The sequence below is a fragment of the Bartonella sp. A05 genome, assembly GCF_026930145.1.
In the GTDB taxonomy this organism is placed as follows: Bacteria; Pseudomonadota; Alphaproteobacteria; order Rhizobiales; family Rhizobiaceae; genus Bartonella.
On sequence record NZ_JANHOJ010000006.1, the window covers coordinates 22,587 to 45,938 of the forward strand.

Consider the following 23,352-nt stretch of genomic DNA (forward strand, 5'->3'; position numbering starts at 1 on the left):
TCGAGATGTACATATTGAGCCAGATTGGCTGTTAATTTACAAAATTAGTGATAATCAAATACGGTTTGAGCGTACGGGCAAGCATTCTGATTTATTTCAATGAATTGAACCTCATCATTTTTCTGCTGTTTTGGGTTACTCAAAGATTATAGATGGGTAAAGAGTGGGTAGAGGATTGTTACAAAAAAGCCTGCGATTGATCAATGACTAGTGAATCCTTCAAAAGAGGATGTTAAGACGAGTCTACATGAATGGCATAGGGGGGAAAAGATATGCCCAAAAAGAAAAAAACGTGCAAAACGTGGACGACCACGGATTAATGGATGTGTGAGAGAGCCAAATGGCCGTATCTTGCGTGCGAAAAAGCCCTATGCTCCTGCTGATCAATTGGTCATTCAAATGCGTATGAAGCATTTCGGGCTTCGGTATGAAGATGCTAAGAGCCCGCTTGCTGGTTCTTATATTGGGCGGTTATGTTTATCAGGAGGAAAAGAGGGCATCAGCCAAGAGCAGTATGATGCAGCGCAACAGTATCTTCAAGTAAGAAACGACTATTTATGTGCTAAAGGTCTTCCTAGTGGCCATTATGATAATATAGTGACAAGTCAAGATCAAGACGGCCTTGAAAAATGGGTTACAATAGCGACTAATCGCTATGAAGACATGAAAGAGGCGATCAAAGAAGTACAGTGTTTACATCCCTCTCATAACTTTTATGCTGCACTACAATATCTTGTTATAGAAAATCAATCATTGCCATATCTTGTTAATTCGCTGCGTATTGTTCTTAATGCGCTTCATAAGCATTTTTGCGGGAAATAGTGAAAGACGTGATGTGAAACGTCCAATGTGTTTTGTTTGTAGGATAGTGAATAAAGAGCAGGGAAGCCCATTATGATGATATCTATTCAGTTGCCACACGATATTGAAACACGTTTGAACAATCTATTGGCTAAGACGGGGCGTGAGAAATCTTCTTTTTTGCGCAAAATTATTGAATATGGGATAGAGGAGGCAGAAGATTGTTATTTAGCCTCTGAGGAAAAGCGGCGTATTCAAAAGGGAGATGCCACTTTTTATAGCTCTTCAGAGGTGAGGAAAGAGCTTGGTTTGGACGATTAGATAACCTTATAAAAAGCTACGCAATTCCTGTGTGTTATAAAAAATGAACAAATGTTGCATTACAAGTGTAATTACAATATAATGCATGACAAACGTAATGATACTGTGATGGTAAATAGTGATGAGCACAATACAAATTAGAGTTGATGAAAATTTGAAAAAGGATGCCTATCAAGCATTTGAAAAGTTGAATCTACCACCATCTGATGCACTACGCTTGTTTTTACGTTATGTAGCAGAAAATGGGAAGTTACCTTTTTCAGAGATTTCTGTCATGATAAGTGATAACGATGAAGACAGTGATATTCTAGAAGTTGTTCGCGAACGTCTCAAAAATCCAGCAAAACGTATCAGAGTTAACCTCAATGATCTTTAATATTGAGTTTGACGAGCGAGCACTAAACGAATGGAAAAAGATAGATAAAGCTATTCGAGAACAGTTTAAAAAGAAGTTACAGAAATTACAAAGTAATCCATATATTGAGTCAGCACGCTTATATGGCGATTTAGCTGGTTGTTATAAAATAAAACTGCGATCCTCAGGTTTTCGTTTGGTTTATCAAGTAATTGATAAAGAAATCGTGATCTTGGTTGTTGCTGTTGGTAAACGTGAAGATAAAAAAGTTTATGAATTAGCTAGTGCACGAATACAAAAATAAGGAGCTTTATTAATTAAACCAAACCTTGTTCTTATTTGATGAAAACTGTGTCAAATTGCCATTTACAGCGCTAAAAGTATTTTTATGACAAAAAACACCAAAACATATGCAAAATCTTCTCAGTGGTCTTTTCTGTGGATATTACAGCATATATAAAAAATATCCCAATTAAATAGAATAAAACTCTTGAATTTTCTTTAATAAGCATTTAATCTGAAGAATATATTTTAATTTTTAAAGAAAGGAGATAAAATGGGGTAAAATTTAAATTAAAAAAAAATATTGCCCTTCTTGGTTTGGAAGGTATCTTTGGCGGATTCGGACAAACCATTTACGGGCAAATTGACACAACAGATGAAATTCTGTTTAAGATTTTGATTATATGCTTTATTATAGAAAGCATTATAAAATTATCCCGAAAGAGATAACAAAAATGGTGGCGGAATGAAAGCTAAAGGCTATTCCTTGCAGATTCTTTCGCCACTTCACTGCTTAACCATTCTTTTCAATTCCCTTATAAAATGTACAATCTTACTAATTTTATACAAACTCATTAACAAATTAACGCGTAAATCATTTCGCAGATTACACAAAGATAAACAAAATGTCAAATAAGTAAATTCTGTTTTCTCAATTGAACTCTTGCGTTTAAAAAATAAAGAACGCGAGATGTAGATTTCTGTTAACAATATGGCGGAAATATGTTTTTTTTCAAACTGGGTGCCTAAGAAACACCGTTATAGTAAGCGGGTAGATTGCCGATACAATCATTTTCTGCATAACATTAAATGCTTTGACTCATTGTATGTTTGTAGCATACAATGAGCTTGTCGGGTGTAGTTATGCCATACAACACCCTTACGGGAAAAGCATAATGACGGACTTACTACCGTGTTTCTTAGCGTCCGATACCTTTTCTAAGGTGTCATTAAGAAACATCTAAATAGTAAGGAGTTCGTAATGAACACTCTCATTCCAATTAAGGAAAATATCATTGGGCAGGAAACTGTCCAAACAGTAAATGCGCGTGAGCTGTATGCGTTTTTAGAAAGCAAAGTGCGTTTCAATGATTGGATTGCACGCCGAATTAAAGAGTATGATTTTCACCAATTTTGGCAAGAAATCAAAAAGATGTCGTCCGAGCACAGAATATTACCTCACCTTAGAAATGGCGAAAGAGTTTGCCATGGTTGAGCGTAACGAAAAGGGTAAGCAAGCGCGTTAATATTTCATTGAATGCGAACGGCGAGCAAAGCAAGCAACCACTACGCGCATTGACTATTCAAGCCTGAAGCAATGCTAGGCTTTGTAACGCACCTCAAAGACGAAATAGAGCGTAAAAATACCATCATTGCTGAACTAGAAGCAAAAGCAAAGGCACTGGAGAGTTTCAAACGCAGTGATGGATTGTTTGGACTAACCGAGGCAGCAAAGATACTGGAAATGCTGCCAAAAGAGCTAACACATTATTTACGATGCAATTATTGGATTTATCGACGTTCTCCCGGAGAACCTTTATTGCCTTATCAGGACAAGATCAGAAAAGGTCTGATGGATTGCGTCACCTTCACTGTACAACGACAGGATGGAACAGAAAAAGTAGTTTCGACAACTAAACTCACCACTCAGGGGCTTGCCTGCTTGAGAGAGCAGTTCCATGGGGGTGTACAATGAACAGAATAGACCCTAAGAATATGGATACTGAATTTCTGTGTGATTTATGGATGAAGCTGTCTCAGTTTTCTAATCATGAAAGTATTGGAGATGAAGAATGCACCATTTTGACAGATATTATGGAAAAAGTAGAGCAGGCTTTAATTGTCAGGCTTCAAAATGAATTACCAAGTTTTATAAAGGTCATGACCGTTTTTACCAACTTTGGAGATTCAGAACTTTCCAAAAACTTGGATCCTTGGTTAAAAATTTATAACACAAGCCCCATCCATTAAGGATGGGGATATTTTGCTTATTTTGCAATATTAAGGACATTCATGTTTTCGCTTAAGGTATTCATTTTCTTCTTCAAGAATGTTATTCCTTACCCGAAGGTTATCAATTACTCGCTTGAGATCTTTGATTTCTGCTTCTGCTTCTGACTCACAACTCACAAGATAAAAAGCTGTTATTAAGCAGATAACTACTGAAAATATTGCGCTTTTCATTTGCAAAAATACCTCCTAAATTACGGATATTATGAATAGCACAGCGTTTAATAGATTCGTTCAAATTTGATCAATTTGTATTTATTTAATGCACAAATACCAAGATATGTGCCTTTTTATTAAAGAAAGGATGAGCAGAATGAAAAGGTTTTTTGCCATTGCCAAAAAGTATGAAGATTCTGCTTTCGGTGTTCAATTTCCTGATTTTGAAGGCCTTTTTTCTGCGGCCGATGAGGAAGAACAGTTGATGGCTAATGCAACGGAAGCATTGCAACTTTATTGTGAAGAAATGGACACAGTGCCTGAACCATTAAAACTTCAAGAAGTGATGCAACAAGAAACTGTTAAAGCAGCTTTGTTGGAAGGTGGTTTTTTAATACAGGTTCCATTTATTGAAAATGATGCAGAAGTTGTGCGCACGAATATCTCGATTGAGAGAGGACTTTTGCGTGCGATTGATGAATGTGCACACGAAAGAAGGCTAACGAGATCAGCCTTTTTGTCAACAGCAGCACGTCATGAACTTAATATTTAGGACTAGAAGATTGTTTAGCTGAGAGTCCAAATTTAGATAAATAATTTTATAATTTATAAAAACGCAAGGCTGGAGTTAAATTCCGGCCTTTTTTCATAAAAATTATTTCAGTTTTCTAATCATGAAAATATTGGAGAGGAAGAATGCACCATTTTGACAGATATTATGGAAAAAGTAGAACAGGCTTTACTTATTAATATCCAAAATGAATTCCCAAGTTTTATAAAGGTCATGACTGTTTTTACCGACTTTGGAAATTCAGAACTTTCCAAAAATTTGGATTCTTTGTTAAAAACTTATAATACAAATCTTATCCATTAGGGTGGGGGGAGTTATTATCCACATTAATTCTTTCTTTTAGATTTGTATCATGATATGATATATAAAACAGCGAATGAAAGTCATTGAGTGATAAAATCTTTTGCTGATAAGTGGTGTAAATCTCTTTTGGAAGATAACCCACCCAAAGGCTTTCCTATGAATTTGGTACGCACAGCACAAAGAAAATTATTTATATTGGATAAAGCTGTTGATTTCAAAGATTTGCGCAGTCTTCTCGGTAATCGTTTAGAAGCATTGAAAGGTGACCGACAAGGACAATATTCTATCCATATTAATGACCAATTTCGTATTTGTTTTGAGTGGCGTTCCAATAACGCCTATAAGGTTGAAAAAGAATATGCACTTTCGGCTTATGCGCTTGCCAAAGCGTTAAATATTCCACGCACGCGCATAGAACGTATTATTGCTGAAAATAGTCCTATAACCCCTGATACAGCTTTAAGGTTAGCTTATTTTTTTGATACGACAGCTGAATTTTGGCTTAACATGCAGGCTGCCTATGACGTGCATGTATTACAAGCGGAAAAAGCAGAAGAATTCGCTAAAATAGACAAAGTCAAGCATATGGCCTAAAAGCGGTTAGAACAGAAATGTTAACCTATTCTCAATGACAATGAATAGGAGGAATACTTTGTTGCGTGCACGAATATTTCGATTGAGAGAGGACTATTACGTGCGATTGATAAATGTGCACACAAAAAAAGAATAACGAGATCAGTCTTCTTGTCGACGGCAGCACGTCATGAGTTGAGTGGTTAGAGATGGTAATTTTAGGAACTCCAGAATTATCCAAGAGTTTGAATTCGTACTCCCCATCTGTTAGTGTGGGGAGCATGTAGTGTTATCTTTAGGCATATCGATACAAACTACATTCTAATAATAAAATATTAAGCAATTAGTTGAGAAATATTAGAAATTAATGTTTGCAAAAGATCAAACTGTTTGGTCATGTATTGTGATACCATCTCTACTATCTTAGATAGTGTTTCTTCTTTAGCTATTAACTTAGATAAAAGTTCTATTTTCTCAGTCATTGTTTTATCCTTTTATTTATCAATTGATAAAACACTAGGAGACTAGCTTCAAAATACTGGAAAGAAGCTCATGTAAAAGATTAGATTGCTCAGTTACGTATTTTGATACGAGACTCATTATTTTTGTTATGGTTTCTTCTTTTTCTGTTAGCTTAGATAAAAGTTCTATTTTCTCAGTCATTGTTTTATCCTTTCATTTATCAATTGATAAAACACTAGGAAACTAGCTTCAAAATACTGGAAAGAAGCTCATGTAAAAGATTAGATTGCTCAGTTACGTATTTTGATACGAGACTCATTATTTTTGTTATGGTTTCTTCTTTTTCTGTTAGCTTAGATAAAAGTTCTACTTTCTCAGTCATTGTTTTATCCTTTCATTTATCAATTAATTTATATTAGCATTTAACATATTTGTTTTAATTATGTCAATACGTATTTTTGACATAATTCATTTTTAATCAATTTGTGTGTTTTGTGCATAGGGATTAAGGCTTATGCTTAGTCAGAAGGTGTTTTTTGATGTAGGATCCATTGATGGAATAATAAAGAACAAGGTTGGAATAGAACTCCGGCATTTTTTCATATAGAAGTTAGAAAAAAAACTTTATCTCGTTTTGAGAGACGCAGAGAATATCATTCTTGGTTATCGACGCTGCAACAGTATACAAGCAGATTTTAAAGGAACTTATAGCCATTCAGGCAACAGGTTTAAGCTTTGTGAAACAGGCTCAGTGCTTTTTCTTGCAGCAAGGATTAATTTTCAGGACAGTGATTACCAGCGTCTGGAAGGAATACAGTTGCAGGCTGTATGGCTGAAAGTAAGGCACTTTATGCTCATGCTAGCCAACTCAGCGGTGTGAAATGGTTGGAGGTTTTGCGGGTGTTGGTGTGTCCAGTGATTACTCATGCATTTTTCCTCTTATTTGCTACCGTCAAAACTGCTGCTCTGTTCAAATTGCTGGAGCAGGGTATCGGCTAACCACCGGCTTAATGACTGTGTGGGACGCTGAAACACAGGCATTGTTTGCTGCTGTTATGTCCTTCTGGTTTGGTCAACGTGCTTTGGATAAGTCCCATTCAACTTCTTGCAAAACACCTTGAAACCGCTCTAGGTCAAACAAATGGTCAATACACTGTCTTGTAGGGCTTGCTATGAGTTGAAAGATTACGCAACAGCTAAGCAATAAGGCATCTGACCGCTTTACGCTCACACTGGAGTGCAAGGATGTGTTCTAGACAAGAAAATGGCATGGCGTATTTGATAGGGCAGAGAACAGCTAAGACTTATAGGGACATTTGAAAATGAGACATATCACACAAAATGGCGTGGACTTAAAACGATTTGAGGGCTTCTCTCGGATCGTTTATTTTTGTCCAGCAGGCTATCCCACGATCGGATATGGTCATGTGGTTAAAGGCACTGACGACTTTTCGCCTTGGTATTTTGGTATTGATGAAGAACATGCAGAAAAGCTATTACGTCAAGATATCCAGATTGCTGAGTGTGCTGTTTTACGCTTGATCAATGTACCGCTTACGGACAATCAGTTTGATGCATTGGTATCTTTCACCTATAATTTCGGTGGTGGGGCACTCCAGCGTTCAACTTTGCGCCGTAAAATCAACCGCGAAGAACATGCAAAAGCGCCCGAGCAATTCATGCGCTGGGTTTGGGCTGGTGATCACAAGCTTAAGGGGCTTATCCAACGCAGAAAAGCAGAAAGCATACTTTGATTTGATTTGATTTGATTTGATTTGTGAGATAACTTTCTGCAAACTAATGAGAAGTATCATGAAAATATCATGAAAATATCATGAAAATATCATGAATATGGTGGAGGTACTGTGACCCAACAAAAAAAATCATTATTTGGGCGTCAAAAATTGCTTTTAGCTTTGCTTCAAGCATTTGGTGGGCGTTTACTAAATACAGATCTCCAGAAATATTTATTTCTGTTCACTGAAATGTGTGAGCAAGATAAAAGTTATGAATTTGTTCCTTATAAATATGGGTGTTTTTCTTTCCAATCATATGCTGACCGACGCCGCCTCGAGGAAGTTGGAGCAATTGTAAAGACGGAAGATTGGCAAATTGCGGAAGATGCTGATGATTACATTTCAGCTCTTAGTTCTTCAATCCAAAAGAAGGTTATTCGATTTTCCGAGAAATTTAAGAATATGAAGGGTAACGATTTAGTTCGGTATATCTACAAGAATTATCCATACTATGCAATAAACAGCGAAATAGCTCCTAAGATTATGAGTGCAGAAGAATTGATTAAAATTAAACAAGCTAAACCTGATGATAAAAGCTATAAGTTTTTCACAATCGGTTATGAAGGCCAATCCTTTGAAAACTATCTCAATCGATTGATTAAAAATAATATCAAAGTTTTATGCGATGTCAGAAAAAATCCATTAAGCCGTAAATACGGTTTTTCAAAGTCAACACTTTCTGAAACATTGAATAAACTTGGTATTGAATATATTCATTTTGCTGAACTTGGTATTGTTTCTGAAAAACGCCAAGCTCTTCATACACAAAGAGACTATGACAAACTTTTTGATGAATATGAACATACAACTTTGGCGCAAAATAAAAAAGCTGTGTATAAGCTTTTAGAGATATTCTCGGATAAAAAGCGTGTTGCTATTACTTGCTTTGAAGCGAAGTCATGTATGTGCCATCGAAGTCGTGTTGCAAGAGCATTATCGAAGCATCCTTCTTGGAAATATGACATCGTCCATATTTAAGGAGGCTCGGAATGAAAAAAGAACGAATTCTAATTGCTGTAAAGACTTATCCTACACTTTCTAAAAAATATACAGAACTTGTATGTACGGCAGGTTTCAGAGAGGATGGATCGTGGATTAGGCTATATCCATCGCCTTTTCGTTTTTTGGAAGAAAGCCAGCGCTACAAAAAATATCAATGGATAGAGCTGGAAATTGGGGAAAACCCTACAGATCACAGACCGGAAAGTTATCGTCCATTAAATATCGATGATATTACACTTGGTGACTGTATCCCGACAGATCGCAATTGGGAGGAACGACGCAAGTTTATCTTTGCAAATAATACAGTACATACCAACCTTGAAACTATTATTGAAGGTGCAAAAAGTAATCAATATTCTCTGGTTATTTTTAAACCAAAGCAGATTAAAGATTTTGTTGTAGAGGCGGTCAACAGAGAATGGGAATTAAGTAGAAAAGAAGCTATTGAAGCTGCATTAAAACAAGGCTCTTTGTTTGAGGAGCATGATAAGCAAGACTTTAAATTAATGCCCAAATTACCTTACAAATTTTCTTATCGTTTCACAGATGATGAAGATAAAGAAAGCACCCTTATGATCGAAGATTGGGAAATAGGTCAACTCTATTGGAATTGCCTGAACACAAGCAATAGTGAAAAAGAGGCAATTGATAAAGTTAAACAAAAGTACTTCGATGATTTTGCTTTAACCAAAGATATTTATCTTTTTCTTGGAACTACCTATGAATGGCACAAAAGAGCAAAAAATCCATATGTAATTATTGGTGTTTTTTATCCGAAAAAAATTATACAAGAATCACTATTTTAGTTTTGGTATTTCACCTATCAAACTAATTCAACCTTAACAGTGAACTCACTCATCAGACCAGAGGATTTCTGTAAGGAGGAGGATTTAGTGCAATTAATTTAGCAAAATTACGTTTTTGATATTCATAGTTTTCGTGATGTCGACACTAAAATGTGGGCTTGATGAACACTTTAAATATTGATCGAAAAAGCCTAGGGTGTTCATTCTATTGCTCTATTATTTCAGTATTATTTTGTTGTTGGGTGCTATTTGAAGCAACGCCAAGAAATCCTACAAATAAGGTAAGTGCACCAATGATTAAGAGTGCAGGTTGCACTTGCTTTAAACTGATAAAGCTGGCAGAGACAAAACCGATTCATACTGCCGTTTGTATAATGAAGATATAAGCAGGCATTTGCTGTTTGCGCTCCTTTTTGCTGATATGCGTCATCATAAAATGCACTGTCACGGTGTTTTGCACCTCGTTAAAAAATTTTAGCGTTCAACATATCGGCATTAAAAGGAAAAGGATAGAGGTTCATGCAGAAGTGCTTGAACAATTTATGCGTAGGAGACTTGATCGATGGCCGGGAGCTAAGGAGATTAATAAAGCATACTTTAAACGTATAGTATATCGATGCCTATACATCTAGGTATTTTTCAAAGAACAATTTTAATTTTTCAAAAACTACGGTCTTTTTCTTGGCGCGTGTATTGGATGGATCAAACATTGATCCAGGAGGTAAAATATCTGCAAATCCAACACCTGCAGATTTTATCTCTCTATCTCTAAAGGCGTTGGCAATGAATTTCTTTGTTTTTTCTGACTCAAGGTTTTCTTCGTTAATAATTTTTTCAAGCTCCTCAGCTTTATTTTTATTTGTAAATTCTCGCCAGTCATGATCAATATCACTGTGGACGTTAAGGGTCTTGATGAAGCGTTCAATTAATTCTTTTTTGCTACGCAGTTCAATGTTAGAATCCATTGTTTTATCAATGGTTGTAAGAATATCTTTATCCTTCATTTTAGATTTATAATATTTTTCAACCAATTGCAGAATATAATCAATATTTATCGTAACCTGTTTAATTAGTTCTATTTCAAATTCAATATCATCATTGATGCTTTCTTTATCGGATTCTTTATGTTTGCGTAGTTTGTCATATAAGTCGAGATAAACACTCTGATAATCCTGAAAGTTTCGTTCAGAAAGAATTTCATTGCCAGCGAATTCATCAAATGATGTTAAAATGTTGCGAAGACGTAATATGGCTCCCCACAGCCTTATGTAATCTTTTTCAGCTTGTTCACCTTCAATAAACACTGGCAAAGGAAACAGTTTTTGAAGCTCAGTAATTAAAGTGACGTACCCTTTCTGCGTTTTTCCATCTTTTTCCCAGCCATAGTAATATTCTTTGAAAGATTTCAGCAGGACAATACCACAAGCTTCCTTATTTCCGAAAATGGAAAGTGCATCATTCGTGGCTTGTTCCAAGTCGCGGAAACAGACGATATTCCCAAATGTTTTAACGGAATTTAAAATTCGGTTAGTGCGTGAAAAAGCTTGCAGAAGACCATGGTAACGTAGATTCTTATCAACCCATAAAGTGTTGAGTGTTGTGGCATCAAATCCTGTTAGAAACATATTTACGACAATGAGCAAATCAATTTCACGGTTTTTCATTCTCTTAGAAAGATTTTTGTAATAATTCTCAAATTTATCAGCACTTGTGTTGTAACTTTCACCAAAATATTGATTGTAATCAACAATGGCCATGTCAAGGAAGTCACGAGAGGTTTTATCTAATCCGCTTGTATTGAAATCTTCATCCGGTAGGATACCATCCTCATTTTCAGCTTCATTTGCACCAAAGCTGAAAATGGTGGCAATTCTCAATCCGGAGTTTCGAGACTTAAATTCATTGTAGTACTTCTTGGCTACATCAATGGAGCTAACCGCAAAGATTGAGTTAAATCCTTTCAGTTGGATTTGATTTCTGGTTTCTTTAATTTTGTTTGTTATGTTTTTTTCTTTATCCGCAACAACTTCGGCAATGTTGTTCCGTTTTCGGAATGAATAAACACCACCATCACGCTTTGTTTTTTGTTCAAAATGCTCAAGAATATAGTCTGTGATACCTGTTATGCGTTTTGGATCATTTGCTGCTTTTTCAATATCAATGGCATGAACTTTCTTATCTTTAACTTCATCCTTCATTTTAATTGTGTTGATATAATCAATTTTAAATGGCAATACATTTTCATCATTAATGGCATCAACAATGGTATAAGCATGAAGTTTCTCACCAAAAGCCTGTTCCGTTGTTTTCAAATGCGGATTACCACTTGATGAGGAATTCGCAGCAAAAATCGGTGTGCCGGTAAAGCCAAATATATGATATTTTTTGAACGCTTTTGTGATAGCAGTATGCATTTCACCAAATTGAGATCGATGACACTCATCAAATATTAAAACGATATGTTCATTAAAAACAGTATGCGGCTTATTGGCAGAGATAAACTTTGCCAGCTTTTGAATGGTCGTGATGATGATTTTAGTATTCGAGTCAGCAAGTTGTTGTATCAAAATAGCGGTGTTGGTATTGGAGTTAGCTGCACCTTCTTGGAAGTTGTCATATTCTTTCATGGTTTGGTAATCGAGATCTTTACGATCAACAATGAATAAAACTTTATCAACTCCATCCATGCGGGTAGCAAGCTGGGCAGCTTTAAAGCTGGTAAGCGTTTTACCGCTACCTGTTGTGTGCCAGATATAACCACCAGCATCAATCGTGCCGAGCTGTTTGTGATTGGTGGATATGGCAATGCGATTTATAATTCGCTCTACTGCTGTAATTTGATATGGACGCATAACGAGCAGTAGTTTATCGGATGTAAAAACGCAGTATTTTGTCAAAATCGAAAGCATTGAATGCTTTGAAAAAAAGGTCTTTGTGAAATCCACAAGATCGGCAATACGTTTGTTCTTCGCATCTGTCCACCAACAAGTAAATTCAAAGCTGTTAGACGTTTTCTTCTGGTATTTATGTCCCTGTTGTTCTTTAAGGTGTGTTCTACGGGTGGTGTTGGAATAATATTTCGTATGTGTGCCGTTTGAAATCACGAAAATCTGCACATACTCAAACAAGCCACTATCTGCCCAAAAACTATCGCGTTGGTAACGATTAATCTGATTAAATGCCTCACGTACGGCAACGCCGCGCCGTTTTAGCTCTATATGAACCATTGGCAAACCATTTACGAGGATGGTCACATCATAACGATTTTGACGTGTTCCTTTGGCTTCATACTGATTGATGATTTGCACGCTGTTATTGTGGATATTATCTTTGTCCAGAATACGTACATTTTTGGTCGAACCATCATCGCGCGTAAGATTAAAGATATGGTCTTTCTGAACCTTTATTGTTTTTTCTTCGATGCCTTCATTTTTATTCGTCAGATAATTGTGTAGCATTTGCTGCCATTCAGTTTCAGAGAATTCCATTTCATTGAGCCTTGAAAGCTGAACACGCAGATTATACAGTAAGTCATCATTTTGCGTAATATTTAGATATTCATAGCCGTTCGTTTTAAGAAGACGAATAAATTCAAGCTCTAGCTCATTCTCCGATTGGTAATGCGTGGCCTCTTTTTTTTCTGGTACATATTCCGCAACAACCGTACTGTTCGGATTTTCTGCAATAGTGTTATACCTGAACATTACATCGCCTCTTGAAATGTTAATAGCTGATTGCGGTAATATTCATATTGCTGGCGACGGGCAGTGATCTCAGCAGGTAACCCGATAGAGATGTCATTTACTAGCGCATCAAATTTATCGAGGATATTAACGATTTCCTGTTGTACTGGAAGGGGTGGAACGGGAATATTTATTTTACTCATATTGTCGCCACTAACACGACGTACTTTTGTACCTGTGATTAAGGTCTTTTTTTGCTTTTGGAATTCATCTGTCTGGAAAAAATAAGAAACATATTTGGGATTAAGAGAATGCTCATAAATATAAGCATCGCCACTGACAGCAATTTCTTCATCGCCCAGCCATGCAACAGCTTTGCAAACATCTTCATCGTTTTCACTTGTTGTTGCTATGACTAAGTTTCCTTTTTTTGCTTTTCTGAGTTTTTTGGCCAGAGACTCTGAGATGAAGGTTTTTGTCTGGTCTGCGTAAACACCGTAATGAGTATATATCTGGCCATAGTGAATACAGCCAATACCGCTCTCAGTAAAATCTTTTTTCTGTAAACCATGCCCACGTACAAATATGCCTACTTCTCCGAGTGTTCGCCATCTGACGAAACAGCTCTCTTTCTTTATGTTACTGCCGATTTTGTTAAATGAAAGTAGGGTGTTTCGATAATAAGTGTATTGCTTTTTACGAGCCTCCAGCTCTGCCTCCAGCTCTGCCTCCAGCTTGGTAAAATTATCCAGTATGTCAACAATTTCTTGTTGTACTGGAAGAGGTGGAATAGGAAATTTGAAGCGCTTGAAAGCAGTTATATTAACTGAAGAGAAATGTGATGTTTTTGTATTTACAAGACACCAATTGTCAAGAACAAAGCAGTAATAATAAACAAAACGTATATCCATTTTCTTTGAAAATGCAGATTTTAGTGAAAGAGATATAAATCGTTCATTTGCTAAATGTGGCACTGTGATTAGTGCGTGCTCACCAATGGTTGCCCTAATTGCGATGATAATAGAGTTAGCTGGGAACAGCCGATCACCTTTTATAGCTTCTTCTGTAACTTTCTGTAAAGATTCACTCAATATTGTGCCATTTTTACGAATATCATCCATCCGAAACCAAGGTATAGCTCCATTGACCCAAAATTTCTTATTTGATTTAGATGGTGTGTAGCCATACTTCATTTCAAAAAGCTCTTGAAGTTCTTTATACTCAACTCCATTCGGGCAGTATTGTTTTATCAAATCATCAATTCGGCTCATGCAGCACCACCCTCTAGATCAGCGACGATGTTGTCAATCTGGGTGCGCAGTTCACTTTGGCGGGCAACAATTTCATTGATGCGTGTGTTTAGTTCTGTAATATCGACAATCTCACGGTCATCTTTCGGTGCGACATATGTGTTGACGCTGATATTATAATCTTTTTCCTCGATTTCTTTATGGTCGACCAGTCGAGAATAGTGTTCGTGTGTTTCACGGACTGCATAACAATCCAGAATGCGTTTCATGTGAGTATCATTCAGCTTGTTTTTTGCTGATCCGCGTACGAATTCATTGGTTGCATCAATGAACAGGACTTTACTGTCAGATTTGTTTTTTTTGAGCACTAAAATACAGGTAGCAATCGTTGTTCCGAAAAATAAATCGGGAGGAAGCTGTATCACTGCATCAACGTAGTTATTATCAATTAGATATTTTCTGATTTTCTGTTCTGCACCACCGCGATACATAATGCCCGGGAAGGATACAATAGCTGCTGTTCCGTTGGTAGCCAACCATGACAAACAGTGCATGACAAAGGCTAGGTCAGCTTTTGATTTTGGCGCAAGTACGCCCGCAGGGGTAAAGCGATCATCGTTAATCAATAATGGGTTGGCATCACCAGCCCATTTGATAGAATATGGTGGATTAGAAACGATGGCTTCAAAAGGTTCATCATCCCAGTGACAAGGGTCGGTGAGTGTATCACCACAGGCAATGTTAAATTGTTCGTAGTTGACATCATGTAGAAACAGATTGATGCGGCAAAGGTTATAGGTTGTTATATTGATTTCCTGACCAAAGAACCCATTGCGAACATTTTCTTTACCAAGCACTTTGGCGTATTTCAAAAGAAGAGAGCCGGAACCACAGGCAGGGTCATAAACTTTGTTGACTTCTTTTTTTCCAACAACAGTGATACGTGTTAGAAGTTCAGATACTTCTTGTGGGGTAAAAAATTCACCTCCGGACTTTCCTGCATTTGCGGCATACATGGTCATTAGGTATTCATAAGCATCACCAAAGAGATCGATGGAATTATCGTTATAATTGCCTATGGGAAGATCACCGATAGCATTTAGAAGTTTCACTAGCTTTTCGTTACGCTGTATAACAGTTGAGCCGAGCTTGGCGCTATTGACATCAAGATCATCAAACAGACCCTTCATATTTTTTTCGCTCTTAGTGCCGCGTGCTGATGCTTCAATATTTTTGAAGATTTTTTGCAGTGTTTCGTTCAGATTAGCATCATTTGAGGCATGTTTGCAGACATTTTCAAATAATTCGCTAGGGTAAATGAAAAAGCCTTTTTCTTCGATGATGAGGTCACGAGCTTTTCTTGCATCATTATCATTAAAAGCGGCGTAGTTGAAGTTATGTTCACCAGCTTTTTTTTCTCTTTCGTTTATGTAAGAGCTTAGATTTTCTGAAATAAAGCGATAGAAAAGAGTTCCAAGTACATATTGTTTGAAGTCCCAGCCATCAACGCTACCGCGCAGATCATCAGCGATACGCCATATTGTTGAATGTAATTTTGAGCGCTCTTCTTCTTTTTTTGTGTTAACCATTATCTATCTTCTCTGTTTTATTCTTGTTCACTCGTTCAACGATCTATTTTGCTTTTCCGAAAATGCCATGCCCTACCCAGTCTAAAGTCTAGAACTTTGACTTCAGATCAAATCGATAGGCGATCTTCTATGCAATTTTGAAATAAGCGGCAAGCTTCTTCACAATCATAATGTCATCATTAGGCATAGCTTTTAATGTTTTTCTCAGGAGATATGGATTGGTAATATTGGAACATGAATGGATAATCAAATAAGTTATTAAGGACAATCAAATTATTAAGACGAGGGCAGAGCTGTGCAGCAATACAGTATTGTCAGATTCTATACTTGCTACCGGACTTGCTCACTTTCTTAGGGTACCACCATGCGAGTTTTCTTGATATGAAGATGTTGAATAAAGATGTGGATGAAGCTGAAATTTTTACAATTTGTTAACCTGTTTCTTAAGAAAGGCTTAGAACATGGAATCACCTATCTTTAGCAGTTAAAGGATGAAGGTAAAACCTCTGTCGAAATCCCTAAAGACCATAATTTGCAGGACTGAGCTAAGCTGACACTGAAAGCTATGAAATCCGGTTCTGTAGTCATTTATCAGGCGGTATTTTTGCATTACCATGGTGGAGCGATGCGGATTTCTGATTCAATGCAGCACTCTCCCAGCTTGTGGGAGTTCAGTTTTAGGTACACTGGATACCAAATTAGCGCGTAAGGCTGAGTCCAAACGAATTATGCAGTTATGTGCAGCGCAATATCGAGTTTCTTTATAGCAAGAACCTTTTGAATGTTGCAATTTTACGCGCCCAATGTTTGGCCGTTGTTGTTGAAAATCCCAAGCTGCTGGAAATTCCGTGTGGTACGGTTGAACAGATGAAATTGGTCAATACATTCTGCTGGCTGAATGGAATATGCGAGAACAACCATTTAACCATATTGTCGGTGCCAGCAAAAAGGTTGTGAAAATAAACATGCGGTGAATAGCCTGTTTAATTACTGCAGATTTTGCGGTGATTATGTGTTTTCAATGAAGAGCAACGGGGCTTCGAACTTGCAGTATGGTACCGTATTACATCTCAATAGCGATGCAATGCTTCCCACTATAGAAGGTGCGAACAACAAGTAGCGTAGCAATAAAATCTTGTTTTACGATAGTTAGGGTAATTATTTGATGCAACTCAATGGGTGACGTAAGGGATTCGAACTCAAAGGGGTTTAATACACCGCCATTGACTTAAAACGAACTTTCATATGCCTTAGATGGCATAATGTTCAAAGCCCAGCATTTGCGGGCTTCTTTGGTATTTGCAATTGACTTGCTCTCTATAAAAACACCCCGTTTTTCTCTAATTTTTCTCCTATATATGACCCTTTCCTGAAAAACATCGTACTTAGAAAAGCGAAGTCCGAAACTTTTAGTCATGGAAAATTAAAGAGGATGGTAATTGATCGATTCGCATCAGTCTATGGGTGTATCGTCAAACATATTGCCAATTTCTACTTTTTTTGAACGTAGTCGATAGTACATTGATCTTGCAAAGAGCGTCTTCCAATCGTTGTTAGCGATGAACATTATTACGATCATTGAAGTAATGGGCTTGCCAGAATTCTAGTTTTTATCGCTAAATGCTCAGAACTTCCGCCGTTCCTGAATCTATCCGCAGGTAATTAACCGCATCTCTTTTGGTAAACTCAACCAACAAACTGTTCCCATTTGCGCCAACCAGTATTGGAAATCGGTATTCTATTCCGAATTTAGAAGAACCATTTCCAAACCAGTTGGCAATGATGGTTTGAGCACACTATCTTTGGCTATTACTTTGCCTGCGACATCAACGCCGTTTTTTTAAGGCAATAAGTCCTTCTTTGGATAACTTTTCGATAGTTGTTTCAGCAACACTAGCTGCTAAATCAGAAAATGATGCGAAGTCCCCACCACCGCTGGAACCTTCAGCCATCCATATAGTTTCTTTATTTTTTACGCTGTCAAGACGTACTTTAACTTTCATTCCCGGTCTACTGATGGTATAGCCGCCAGTTGTGTGAGCGGGTGTTTCATATGTGTCAACAACAGTGGAGTTTTCAAATACAGAAACATACTTCGTGGATTTTCCAGGGTGATATGTCGGGGCAATGTACTCTTCTGATATATCACGATCATAACTACTGATAATTAAAATAGTATCCGCACCTTGGTTTTCTGCAATTTTGTAAATTTCTTTGCTTTGTACAATTTTATTAATATCCTCCTCTGAGTAACCTCTGGTTGGAGGGAAAATATCCAATCCACTCAAGATTTTGATATCATATTTAACAAGAGATTGTGCCAAAGTATGTTCTAAAGTTTGTCGCTCAGGAACTGGCATACCAAAGCTCAGAACAACCATCTTTTTGGTCTGGAAATTACCTCTGTAACTTGGATCACTAATCCCATTCAACTGCGTAGTTGCGTTACGCGTAGTTGTATTATTACAAGCAGTGAGCATTAACAAACAAAGTAAAAGAATAAATTTTTTCATTATAAGCACCTAATTAACGTATAGAAACGAATAGTATATTATAGTCTAAATAGTATATTTATAATCTGAAGTAAATAAATCTATTGAAATACAGCAAGATTGAAACTTTATTTTTTGCAAAGAATGAGCAATACTTTGTATAATACTTTTTCATTGTCATTTAAACGGTCGAGATCGAAATGGATATGCTTGGTATATAAAGGTAAACGTGGATTCAAATTTGTGGTACTTATGCTATCAATTCTTTATACTGATTTGATGCAATCCACAGTAGGATTTCATAATTAGCAATGCTGTTGCAACGTAAATTTTACTTCTCTTTGTTTTTAGGAGACTTATCTGTAAAAAATCAATGGTAAGTGTAGAAGATTCGAACGCAAAGGTGTTCATTATACTGCTAGATTTTTTTGAAGAGAGTTTTTTTTACATCTTTTTAGATTATCATGAGTATACTTCAAAACTCCATTGTTTGTGATTTTTTTAGCATTTTTGTACTGCAGCACATATGTATTTAACTTGCTCAAATTTCACCATTTTACCCTCAAATCTTCATTTTTATGCTTTCTATCTCCAATACATGTGAATACTCCTTCGAAAATATACATATCTCACAAGTCTTAATTGAGCTTGATTTTAAGAGATAAGTGTTTTTTGCATCTGCAGTTTTTAGAAAACACAAAGCAAAGTAATGACTGAAACTCGAAATGGAAAAATAGAGTACTTTTAAATCGAAGTCGACTGCAACTGCTCGAGACCTAAGCGTTTAAATAAAAATTGATCATTTTCTGGAATTGGATTTTTGCTAGTCAAAAGTTTTTCGCCATAAAAAATAGAATTCGCCCCAGCAAAAAAACACAAAGCTTGCATCTCATCAGACATTTGCTCTCGTCCCGCAGACAATCTAATATAAGATTTAGGCATAAGAATACGTGCGAGCGCAATAGTCCTTATAAAATCAAATGGGTCAACATCTTCTTGTCCTTCTAAAGGTGTTCCTGGAATTCGGATAAGTTTATTGATTGGAACTGATTCAGGTGGTTCATCTAAATTTGCTAAAGTTACAAGCATTTTGATGCGATCATCGTTGTCTTCACCCATACCGATAATACCGCCACAACAAATTTTCAAACCTGCACTGCGTACTTTATCAAGTGTATCGATGCGATCTTGAAAAGTTCTAGTTGTGATTACTTTATCGTAAAAATCTTCAGATGTATCAATATTATGGTTATAGAAATCAAGACCCGCTTCTTTTAACCTTGACGCCTGACCATCTTTTAATAATCCCAATGTTACGCAAGTTTCTAAACCAAGTCTTTTAACCTCTGAAATCATAGCACATACTTGATTTAAATCCTTGTCTCTGGGACCTCGCCAAGCAGCTCCCATGCAGAACCTGCTGGCTCCAGCTTCTTTAGCGCGTTTAGCAGCTTCCAAAACATCATTCAAAGCCATTAACGACTCTTTCTGAATATCTGTTTTATAATGTGCTGACTGGGGACAGTAAGAACAATTTTCTGGACAACTACCTGTCTTTATGCTTAAAAGCGTACTAATTTGTACCGTGTTCGGTGTAAAATACTTTCGATGAATTGTTTGCGCTTCGTAAATGATCTCATTTAATGGCAACTTAAAAATCAATTTTGCTTGTTCCAAAGTCCGCTTTTCCAGCATAGTTAATCCAAATTTATTGATATAGGAAGAATGTGTAAAGTAATTCAGGGGAATGTATAAAGTATATGAACAATACCTAGCGCTGCTACATCATAGCAGTAGATATCGCAGATTAGGACGAATACGTCAAGAAAGCAATTCAGAGCTTCTAGATTTTTCCACCAACGACTACCTTAATCTAAGTCATCATAAAGATATTATAGCAGCAGGAGAAATTGCAGCGCGAAGTTATGGCACAGGTTCAACAGGATCACGTTTGTTATCTGGAAATCACAGATTATATGAAGAATTTGAGGCTGCTATTGCAATCGATAAATATGTAGAATCTAGCTTAATTTTTAATTCAGGTTTTCAAGCAAATCTAAGTACTTTATCTTGTTTATTGGATGATACAATTTTAAACAAAAAACCGCTTGTGTTTTTTGATAAATTAAATCATTCAAGTCTTTATCAAGCTGTTTTTTTAAGCAAAGCTGAGCTCAAGCGATATAATCATAACGATATAAATCAGCTAGAGTCTATTTTGGAAAAGTATAAAAATGATCCCAGGCAGAAATTTATCGTAACAGAAACAGTTTTTGGCATGGATGGTGATATTGTTCCGCTTGAACAAATTATAGCACTCGCAAGAAAGTTCGGCGCATTTTTATACTTAGATGAAGCGCATGCAACGGGAATCTTTGGAGCCAATGGCTATGGTTTGTCAACGAGCTTTGATTTACAAACGATACCTCACATCATTATGGGAACATTTAGTAAAGCTATTGGTGTTAGTGGAGGGTATATTGCCTGCCATAACATCATACGTGATTTCATTATTAACAAAGCGACAGGTTTCATTTACTCTACAGCTCTATCGCCTGCAGTTGCTGGTGCAGCTTTTAAGGCGTGGAAATTGGTAAAATCTTTAAATAGAGAGCGTGAAGCTTTACAAAATCTCGGAAATGAGCTGCGTAAAATGCTCAAAAGTCATGGTTTTAATACTGGTACATCTCAAACGCACATTATCCCGGTTATTTTAAAAGAAGAAGACAAATGTTTAAAAGCCCAAAAAGCATTGCTTCATGAAGGAATTATTGTCTCTTGTATCAGACCTCCTACTGTACCACCTGGCACATCTCGTTTAAGAATAGCGCTTACAGCAAAACATACCCATAAGGATATAGAAAGATTAGTTGAAACCTTAAAGGTGGCGGTAAAATCATGACCCATTTTGTTTTTTGCCATGGCTTTGGTTTTAATATTCATTTTTGGGATCGTGTTGCACCATATTTTTCACATGAAAAATGTTCTTTTATAGATTTAGGCTATTTTAACAACCGGATGGATGACAAGTATTTGCATAACCAAAGGATCATAGGTATAGGACATTCCATAGGTTTATCAAAATTGGTCTCTATGTATAACAATTTTGATTATCTTGTAGGCCTAAACAGCTTTATAAATTTTTTAGGGTTTGATCAAAACTTACGTAAAAAAAGATACAAAGAATTAAAAGCTCTACGATCAAGTTTTTTAAAAGATCCGAATTCTACATTAAAAAATTTTTACACACGGTGTGGTACGGTAGAGCTTGTAGAATGCACCGACTTTTCAAATCTTGATTTTGATTTAATATTATCTGATTTTGAATGGCTCCAAAAAGAATATAAGCTCCCACAAGTTCCTACACTCATTCTCAGCTCTAATGAGGATATTATCGTACCACATACAATCACATTAGATAACTTTTCAAAACAGCTGAATGTTCAGATCGATAGTGTTATAGGCACGGGGCATGCTCTTGGTTTTAGAAAACCATCAGATGTTTATGAAAAAATTATGAGTTTTTTAGATGACTGCACAGCTTAAGCAAATACAAGCACGATTCAACAAAGCAAGCCAATCATATGATAATGTAGCTACAATTCAAAAGAACACAGCTGAATTTTTGATCAATAAACTTTTCAAGCATCAAAACTTCATTCCCCAAACTGTTCTTGATTTAGGTACAGGGACTGGTTATATCCCTGAGCTTTTACTACCAAGATTTCATCAATCTTCTTTTTATTTGAATGATATAGCTGATGAAATGCTTAAAGTGTGTAAAGCCAAGTTTGCTAAAGCTACAAATATTTATTATCTCCCCGGAGATATGCTAAAATTAAATGCTGATATTTATGATTACGTGATAAGTAATTTAGCTCTTCAATGGGTTGATGATCTGCACTATGCTATCAAATTTTTCTATTCCAAAAGTTCTCATGTTTTTGCATTTTCGACTTTATTAGATGGAACATTCGAGGAATGGGAAAATATCCTTAACCAATATCAACCTATTCAGACTCTGAATTATCCAAAAGCAGAAGAGTTAATAGACTTATGCACAAAACTAAAAAAACAGGATCAAATATTTGAATTCTGGTTAATGGACGTTCCGTTATCTTTCGATAATCCTGCAGCATTTATGGGTTATTTAAAATCACTGGGAGCATCAAGCTCTAGTAATCTGATGGACTTATGCAATCTTAAAAAATTACTTAAAGCTGAGTGCGAAAATTTAACAGTTACTTATAAAATATTTTTTGGAATTTTTAGGAAAATAAGTTGAGACAGATTTTTATTTCTGGGACCGATACAAATGTTGGGAAAACACTCATTTCAGCATGGATTGCCTTACACACAGGATTTTCTTACTTTAAGCCCATCCAAACGGGTTTAAAAGAAGGAGTAGACTCATACGAAGTGCAAAGATTATCTGATGTTAAAATATATCCTGAAATTTATGCCTATAAAGAGCCGTTATCTCCACATTTAGCTGCAAAAATTGAAAACGATACGATTGATATAGAAAAAATTATATTGCCTCAAAGAAACAACTTAATCATTGAAGGTGTCGGTGGAGTTTTTGTACCAATTAATAATACTTATCTCATGATCGATCTTATTAAAAAGTTAGGAGCTCCAGTTATTCTTGTTTCACGGACTCGTTTGGGCACTATAAACCATACCCTTCTTAGCTTAGAAGCTTTGAGATCACGTAATATACGAGTCCTTGGAGTTATTATGAATGGTGAGCAAAATATCCAGAATTGTGATGCTATAGAATTCTACGGGCGCATCCCAATTCTTGCTGAATTTCCTGAGCTAGAGATCGTTAATAACAATACGCTTAAAAATGTAGCTCTTCCACAAAATTTGAAACAAATTTTAGAGGTAGGATAAA

At 36.3% G+C, this 23,352-nt stretch carries 22 protein-coding genes and 2 pseudogenes; 18 read left to right on the top strand and 6 right to left on the bottom strand.

Features of this window, described 5'->3' with window-relative positions; translation table 11 throughout:
- Nucleotides 1–13 precede the first annotated feature (13 nt).
- From NPX98_RS06645 to NPX98_RS06165, 10 genes and pseudogenes are all read left to right on the top strand, one after another.
- Nucleotides 14–103, top strand: a complete 90-nt coding sequence (locus NPX98_RS06645) for a type II toxin-antitoxin system mRNA interferase toxin, RelE/StbE family (RefSeq protein WP_442864477.1) — start codon at nucleotides 14–16, stop codon at nucleotides 101–103.
- Nucleotides 104–270: 167 nt separating this feature from the next.
- Nucleotides 271–822 (top strand): hypothetical protein, encoded by a 552-nt coding sequence (locus NPX98_RS06125; protein WP_269023289.1) that lies wholly within the window; start codon nucleotides 271–273, stop codon nucleotides 820–822.
- A 72-nt stretch (nucleotides 823–894) separates the two neighbouring features.
- A complete protein-coding gene (relB, locus tag NPX98_RS06130) occupies nucleotides 895–1,122 on the top strand; it encodes a type II toxin-antitoxin system RelB family antitoxin (protein WP_269023268.1) in 228 nt (75 codons plus the stop codon).
- A gap of 121 nt (nucleotides 1,123–1,243) precedes the next feature.
- A complete protein-coding gene (locus NPX98_RS06135; RefSeq protein WP_269023269.1) occupies nucleotides 1,244–1,498 on the top strand; it encodes a type II toxin-antitoxin system RelB/DinJ family antitoxin in 255 nt (84 codons plus the stop codon).
- The gene (locus NPX98_RS06140) at nucleotides 1,488–1,781 is read left to right on the top strand and encodes a type II toxin-antitoxin system RelE family toxin (protein WP_269023270.1); all 294 of its coding nucleotides are present in this window, start codon (nucleotides 1,488–1,490) and stop codon (nucleotides 1,779–1,781) included. The genes NPX98_RS06135 and NPX98_RS06140 overlap by 11 nt, the downstream gene beginning before the upstream one ends.
- Before the next feature lie 960 nt (nucleotides 1,782–2,741).
- A pseudogene (locus NPX98_RS06145) lies at nucleotides 2,742–3,455 on the top strand (phage antirepressor KilAC domain-containing protein).
- The gene (locus tag NPX98_RS06150; protein ID WP_269023271.1) at nucleotides 3,452–3,730 is read left to right on the top strand and encodes a hypothetical protein; all 279 of its coding nucleotides are present in this window, start codon (nucleotides 3,452–3,454) and stop codon (nucleotides 3,728–3,730) included. Before NPX98_RS06145 ends, NPX98_RS06150 begins: the two are co-directional and overlap by 4 nt.
- Nucleotides 3,731–4,082: 352 nt before the next feature.
- The gene (locus NPX98_RS06155; protein WP_269023272.1) at nucleotides 4,083–4,478 is read left to right on the top strand and encodes a type II toxin-antitoxin system HicB family antitoxin; all 396 of its coding nucleotides are present in this window, start codon (nucleotides 4,083–4,085) and stop codon (nucleotides 4,476–4,478) included.
- A gap of 408 nt (nucleotides 4,479–4,886) precedes the next feature.
- A pseudogene (locus NPX98_RS06160) lies at nucleotides 4,887–5,126 on the top strand (type II toxin-antitoxin system RelE/ParE family toxin); the annotation flags it as partial.
- Nucleotides 5,109–5,393 carry a HigA family addiction module antitoxin gene (locus NPX98_RS06165; protein ID WP_442864478.1) on the top strand — a complete coding sequence of 95 codons (285 nt, stop codon included), beginning with the start codon at nucleotides 5,109–5,111 and terminating at the stop codon, nucleotides 5,391–5,393. The pseudogene NPX98_RS06160 and the gene NPX98_RS06165, both read left to right, overlap by 18 nt.
- Nucleotides 5,394–5,707: 314 nt before the next feature.
- Here the strand turns inward: NPX98_RS06165 and NPX98_RS06170 are convergent, their stop codons facing one another.
- Complete coding sequence (locus NPX98_RS06170) at nucleotides 5,708–5,854, bottom strand: hypothetical protein (RefSeq protein WP_269023273.1); 147 nt, start codon at nucleotides 5,852–5,854, stop codon at nucleotides 5,708–5,710.
- A gap of 861 nt (nucleotides 5,855–6,715) precedes the next feature.
- On the opposite strand from NPX98_RS06170, the gene NPX98_RS06175 reads away from it, so the two are divergent.
- The 4 genes from NPX98_RS06175 to NPX98_RS06190 all read left to right on the top strand — a co-directional run bounded on the left by NPX98_RS06175 (nucleotide 6,716) and on the right by NPX98_RS06190 (nucleotide 9,438).
- The gene (locus tag NPX98_RS06175) at nucleotides 6,716–6,955 is read left to right on the top strand and encodes a hypothetical protein (RefSeq protein WP_269023274.1); all 240 of its coding nucleotides are present in this window, start codon (nucleotides 6,716–6,718) and stop codon (nucleotides 6,953–6,955) included.
- A gap of 201 nt (nucleotides 6,956–7,156) precedes the next feature.
- Nucleotides 7,157–7,588 (top strand): lysozyme, encoded by a 432-nt coding sequence (locus NPX98_RS06180; RefSeq protein ID WP_269023275.1) that lies wholly within the window; start codon nucleotides 7,157–7,159, stop codon nucleotides 7,586–7,588.
- A gap of 111 nt (nucleotides 7,589–7,699) precedes the next feature.
- Nucleotides 7,700–8,608, top strand: a complete 909-nt coding sequence (locus NPX98_RS06185; RefSeq protein ID WP_269023276.1) for a DUF488 domain-containing protein — start codon at nucleotides 7,700–7,702, stop codon at nucleotides 8,606–8,608.
- Nucleotides 8,609–8,619: 11 nt separating this feature from the next.
- A complete protein-coding gene (locus tag NPX98_RS06190) occupies nucleotides 8,620–9,438 on the top strand; it encodes a hypothetical protein (RefSeq protein WP_269023277.1) in 819 nt (272 codons plus the stop codon).
- 620 nt (nucleotides 9,439–10,058) lie between these two features.
- Here the strand turns inward: NPX98_RS06190 and NPX98_RS06195 are convergent.
- From NPX98_RS06195 to bioB, 5 genes are all read right to left on the bottom strand, one after another.
- A complete protein-coding gene (locus NPX98_RS06195; RefSeq protein WP_269023278.1) occupies nucleotides 10,059–13,142 on the bottom strand; it encodes a type I restriction endonuclease subunit R in 3,084 nt (1,027 codons plus the stop codon).
- Nucleotides 13,142–14,392, bottom strand: coding sequence for a restriction endonuclease subunit S (locus NPX98_RS06200; RefSeq protein ID WP_269023279.1), 1,251 nt, complete (start codon nucleotides 14,390–14,392; stop codon nucleotides 13,142–13,144). Before NPX98_RS06200 ends, NPX98_RS06195 begins: the two co-directional genes overlap by 1 nt.
- Entirely contained in the window at nucleotides 14,389–15,960 is a 1,572-nt protein-coding gene (locus NPX98_RS06205) for a type I restriction-modification system subunit M (RefSeq protein ID WP_269023280.1), read from the bottom strand. The genes NPX98_RS06200 and NPX98_RS06205 overlap by 4 nt, the downstream gene beginning before the upstream one ends.
- A 1,826-nt stretch (nucleotides 15,961–17,786) precedes the next feature.
- Nucleotides 17,787–18,473, bottom strand: coding sequence for a hypothetical protein (locus NPX98_RS06210; RefSeq protein WP_269023281.1), 687 nt, complete (start codon nucleotides 18,471–18,473; stop codon nucleotides 17,787–17,789).
- 723 nt (nucleotides 18,474–19,196) lie between these two features.
- Nucleotides 19,197–20,147: a biotin synthase BioB gene (gene bioB, locus NPX98_RS06215; protein ID WP_269023282.1), complete on the bottom strand. Its 951-nt coding sequence runs from the start codon at nucleotides 20,145–20,147 to the stop codon at nucleotides 19,197–19,199.
- A 52-nt stretch (nucleotides 20,148–20,199) separates the two neighbouring features.
- Between bioB and NPX98_RS06220 the strand changes: the two genes are divergently transcribed.
- From NPX98_RS06220 to bioD, 4 genes are read left to right on the top strand one after another with little or no spacing between them, the layout of a single operon-like run.
- The gene (locus tag NPX98_RS06220) at nucleotides 20,200–21,354 is read left to right on the top strand and encodes an aminotransferase class I/II-fold pyridoxal phosphate-dependent enzyme (RefSeq protein ID WP_269023283.1); all 1,155 of its coding nucleotides are present in this window, start codon (nucleotides 20,200–20,202) and stop codon (nucleotides 21,352–21,354) included.
- A complete protein-coding gene (locus NPX98_RS06225; RefSeq protein WP_269023284.1) occupies nucleotides 21,351–21,998 on the top strand; it encodes a hypothetical protein in 648 nt (215 codons plus the stop codon). Before NPX98_RS06220 ends, NPX98_RS06225 begins: the two co-directional genes overlap by 4 nt.
- Nucleotides 21,982–22,737 (top strand): methyltransferase domain-containing protein, encoded by a 756-nt coding sequence (locus NPX98_RS06230; protein WP_269023285.1) that lies wholly within the window; start codon nucleotides 21,982–21,984, stop codon nucleotides 22,735–22,737. Before NPX98_RS06225 ends, NPX98_RS06230 begins: the two co-directional genes overlap by 17 nt.
- The gene (gene bioD, locus NPX98_RS06235) at nucleotides 22,734–23,351 is read left to right on the top strand and encodes a dethiobiotin synthase (RefSeq protein ID WP_269023286.1); all 618 of its coding nucleotides are present in this window, start codon (nucleotides 22,734–22,736) and stop codon (nucleotides 23,349–23,351) included. The genes NPX98_RS06230 and bioD overlap by 4 nt, the downstream gene beginning before the upstream one ends.
- Nucleotide 23,352 lies beyond the last annotated feature (1 nt).

Excerpts from the sequence above, each read along its gene's own strand:
- NPX98_RS06140 (WP_269023270.1), top strand. The coding sequence starts at position 1,488 with ATGATCTTTAATATTGAGTTTGACGAGCGAGCACTAAACGAATGGAAA.
- NPX98_RS06210 (WP_269023281.1), bottom strand. The coding sequence starts at position 18,473 with ATGAAAAAATTTATTCTTTTACTTTGTTTGTTAATGCTCACTGCTTGT.
- NPX98_RS06225 (WP_269023284.1), top strand. The coding sequence starts at position 21,351 with ATGACCCATTTTGTTTTTTGCCATGGCTTTGGTTTTAATATTCATTTT.
- NPX98_RS06190 (WP_269023277.1), top strand. The coding sequence starts at position 8,620 with ATGAAAAAAGAACGAATTCTAATTGCTGTAAAGACTTATCCTACACTT.
- NPX98_RS06150 (WP_269023271.1), top strand. The coding sequence starts at position 3,452 with ATGAACAGAATAGACCCTAAGAATATGGATACTGAATTTCTGTGTGAT.
- NPX98_RS06205 (WP_269023280.1), bottom strand. The coding sequence starts at position 15,960 with ATGGTTAACACAAAAAAAGAAGAAGAGCGCTCAAAATTACATTCAACA.
- relB (WP_269023268.1), top strand. The coding sequence starts at position 895 with ATGATGATATCTATTCAGTTGCCACACGATATTGAAACACGTTTGAAC.
- NPX98_RS06180 (WP_269023275.1), top strand. The coding sequence starts at position 7,157 with ATGAGACATATCACACAAAATGGCGTGGACTTAAAACGATTTGAGGGC.
- NPX98_RS06170 (WP_269023273.1), bottom strand. The coding sequence starts at position 5,854 with ATGACTGAGAAAATAGAACTTTTATCTAAGTTAATAGCTAAAGAAGAA.
- bioB (WP_269023282.1), bottom strand. The coding sequence starts at position 20,147 with ATGCTGGAAAAGCGGACTTTGGAACAAGCAAAATTGATTTTTAAGTTG.
- NPX98_RS06175 (WP_269023274.1), top strand. The coding sequence starts at position 6,716 with ATGGTTGGAGGTTTTGCGGGTGTTGGTGTGTCCAGTGATTACTCATGC.
- NPX98_RS06135 (WP_269023269.1), top strand. The coding sequence starts at position 1,244 with ATGAGCACAATACAAATTAGAGTTGATGAAAATTTGAAAAAGGATGCC.
- NPX98_RS06220 (WP_269023283.1), top strand. The coding sequence starts at position 20,200 with ATGTATAAAGTATATGAACAATACCTAGCGCTGCTACATCATAGCAGT.
- NPX98_RS06200 (WP_269023279.1), bottom strand. The coding sequence starts at position 14,392 with ATGAGCCGAATTGATGATTTGATAAAACAATACTGCCCGAATGGAGTT.
- NPX98_RS06195 (WP_269023278.1), bottom strand. The coding sequence starts at position 13,142 with ATGTTCAGGTATAACACTATTGCAGAAAATCCGAACAGTACGGTTGTT.
- NPX98_RS06230 (WP_269023285.1), top strand. The coding sequence starts at position 21,982 with ATGACTGCACAGCTTAAGCAAATACAAGCACGATTCAACAAAGCAAGC.
- NPX98_RS06155 (WP_269023272.1), top strand. The coding sequence starts at position 4,083 with ATGAAAAGGTTTTTTGCCATTGCCAAAAAGTATGAAGATTCTGCTTTC.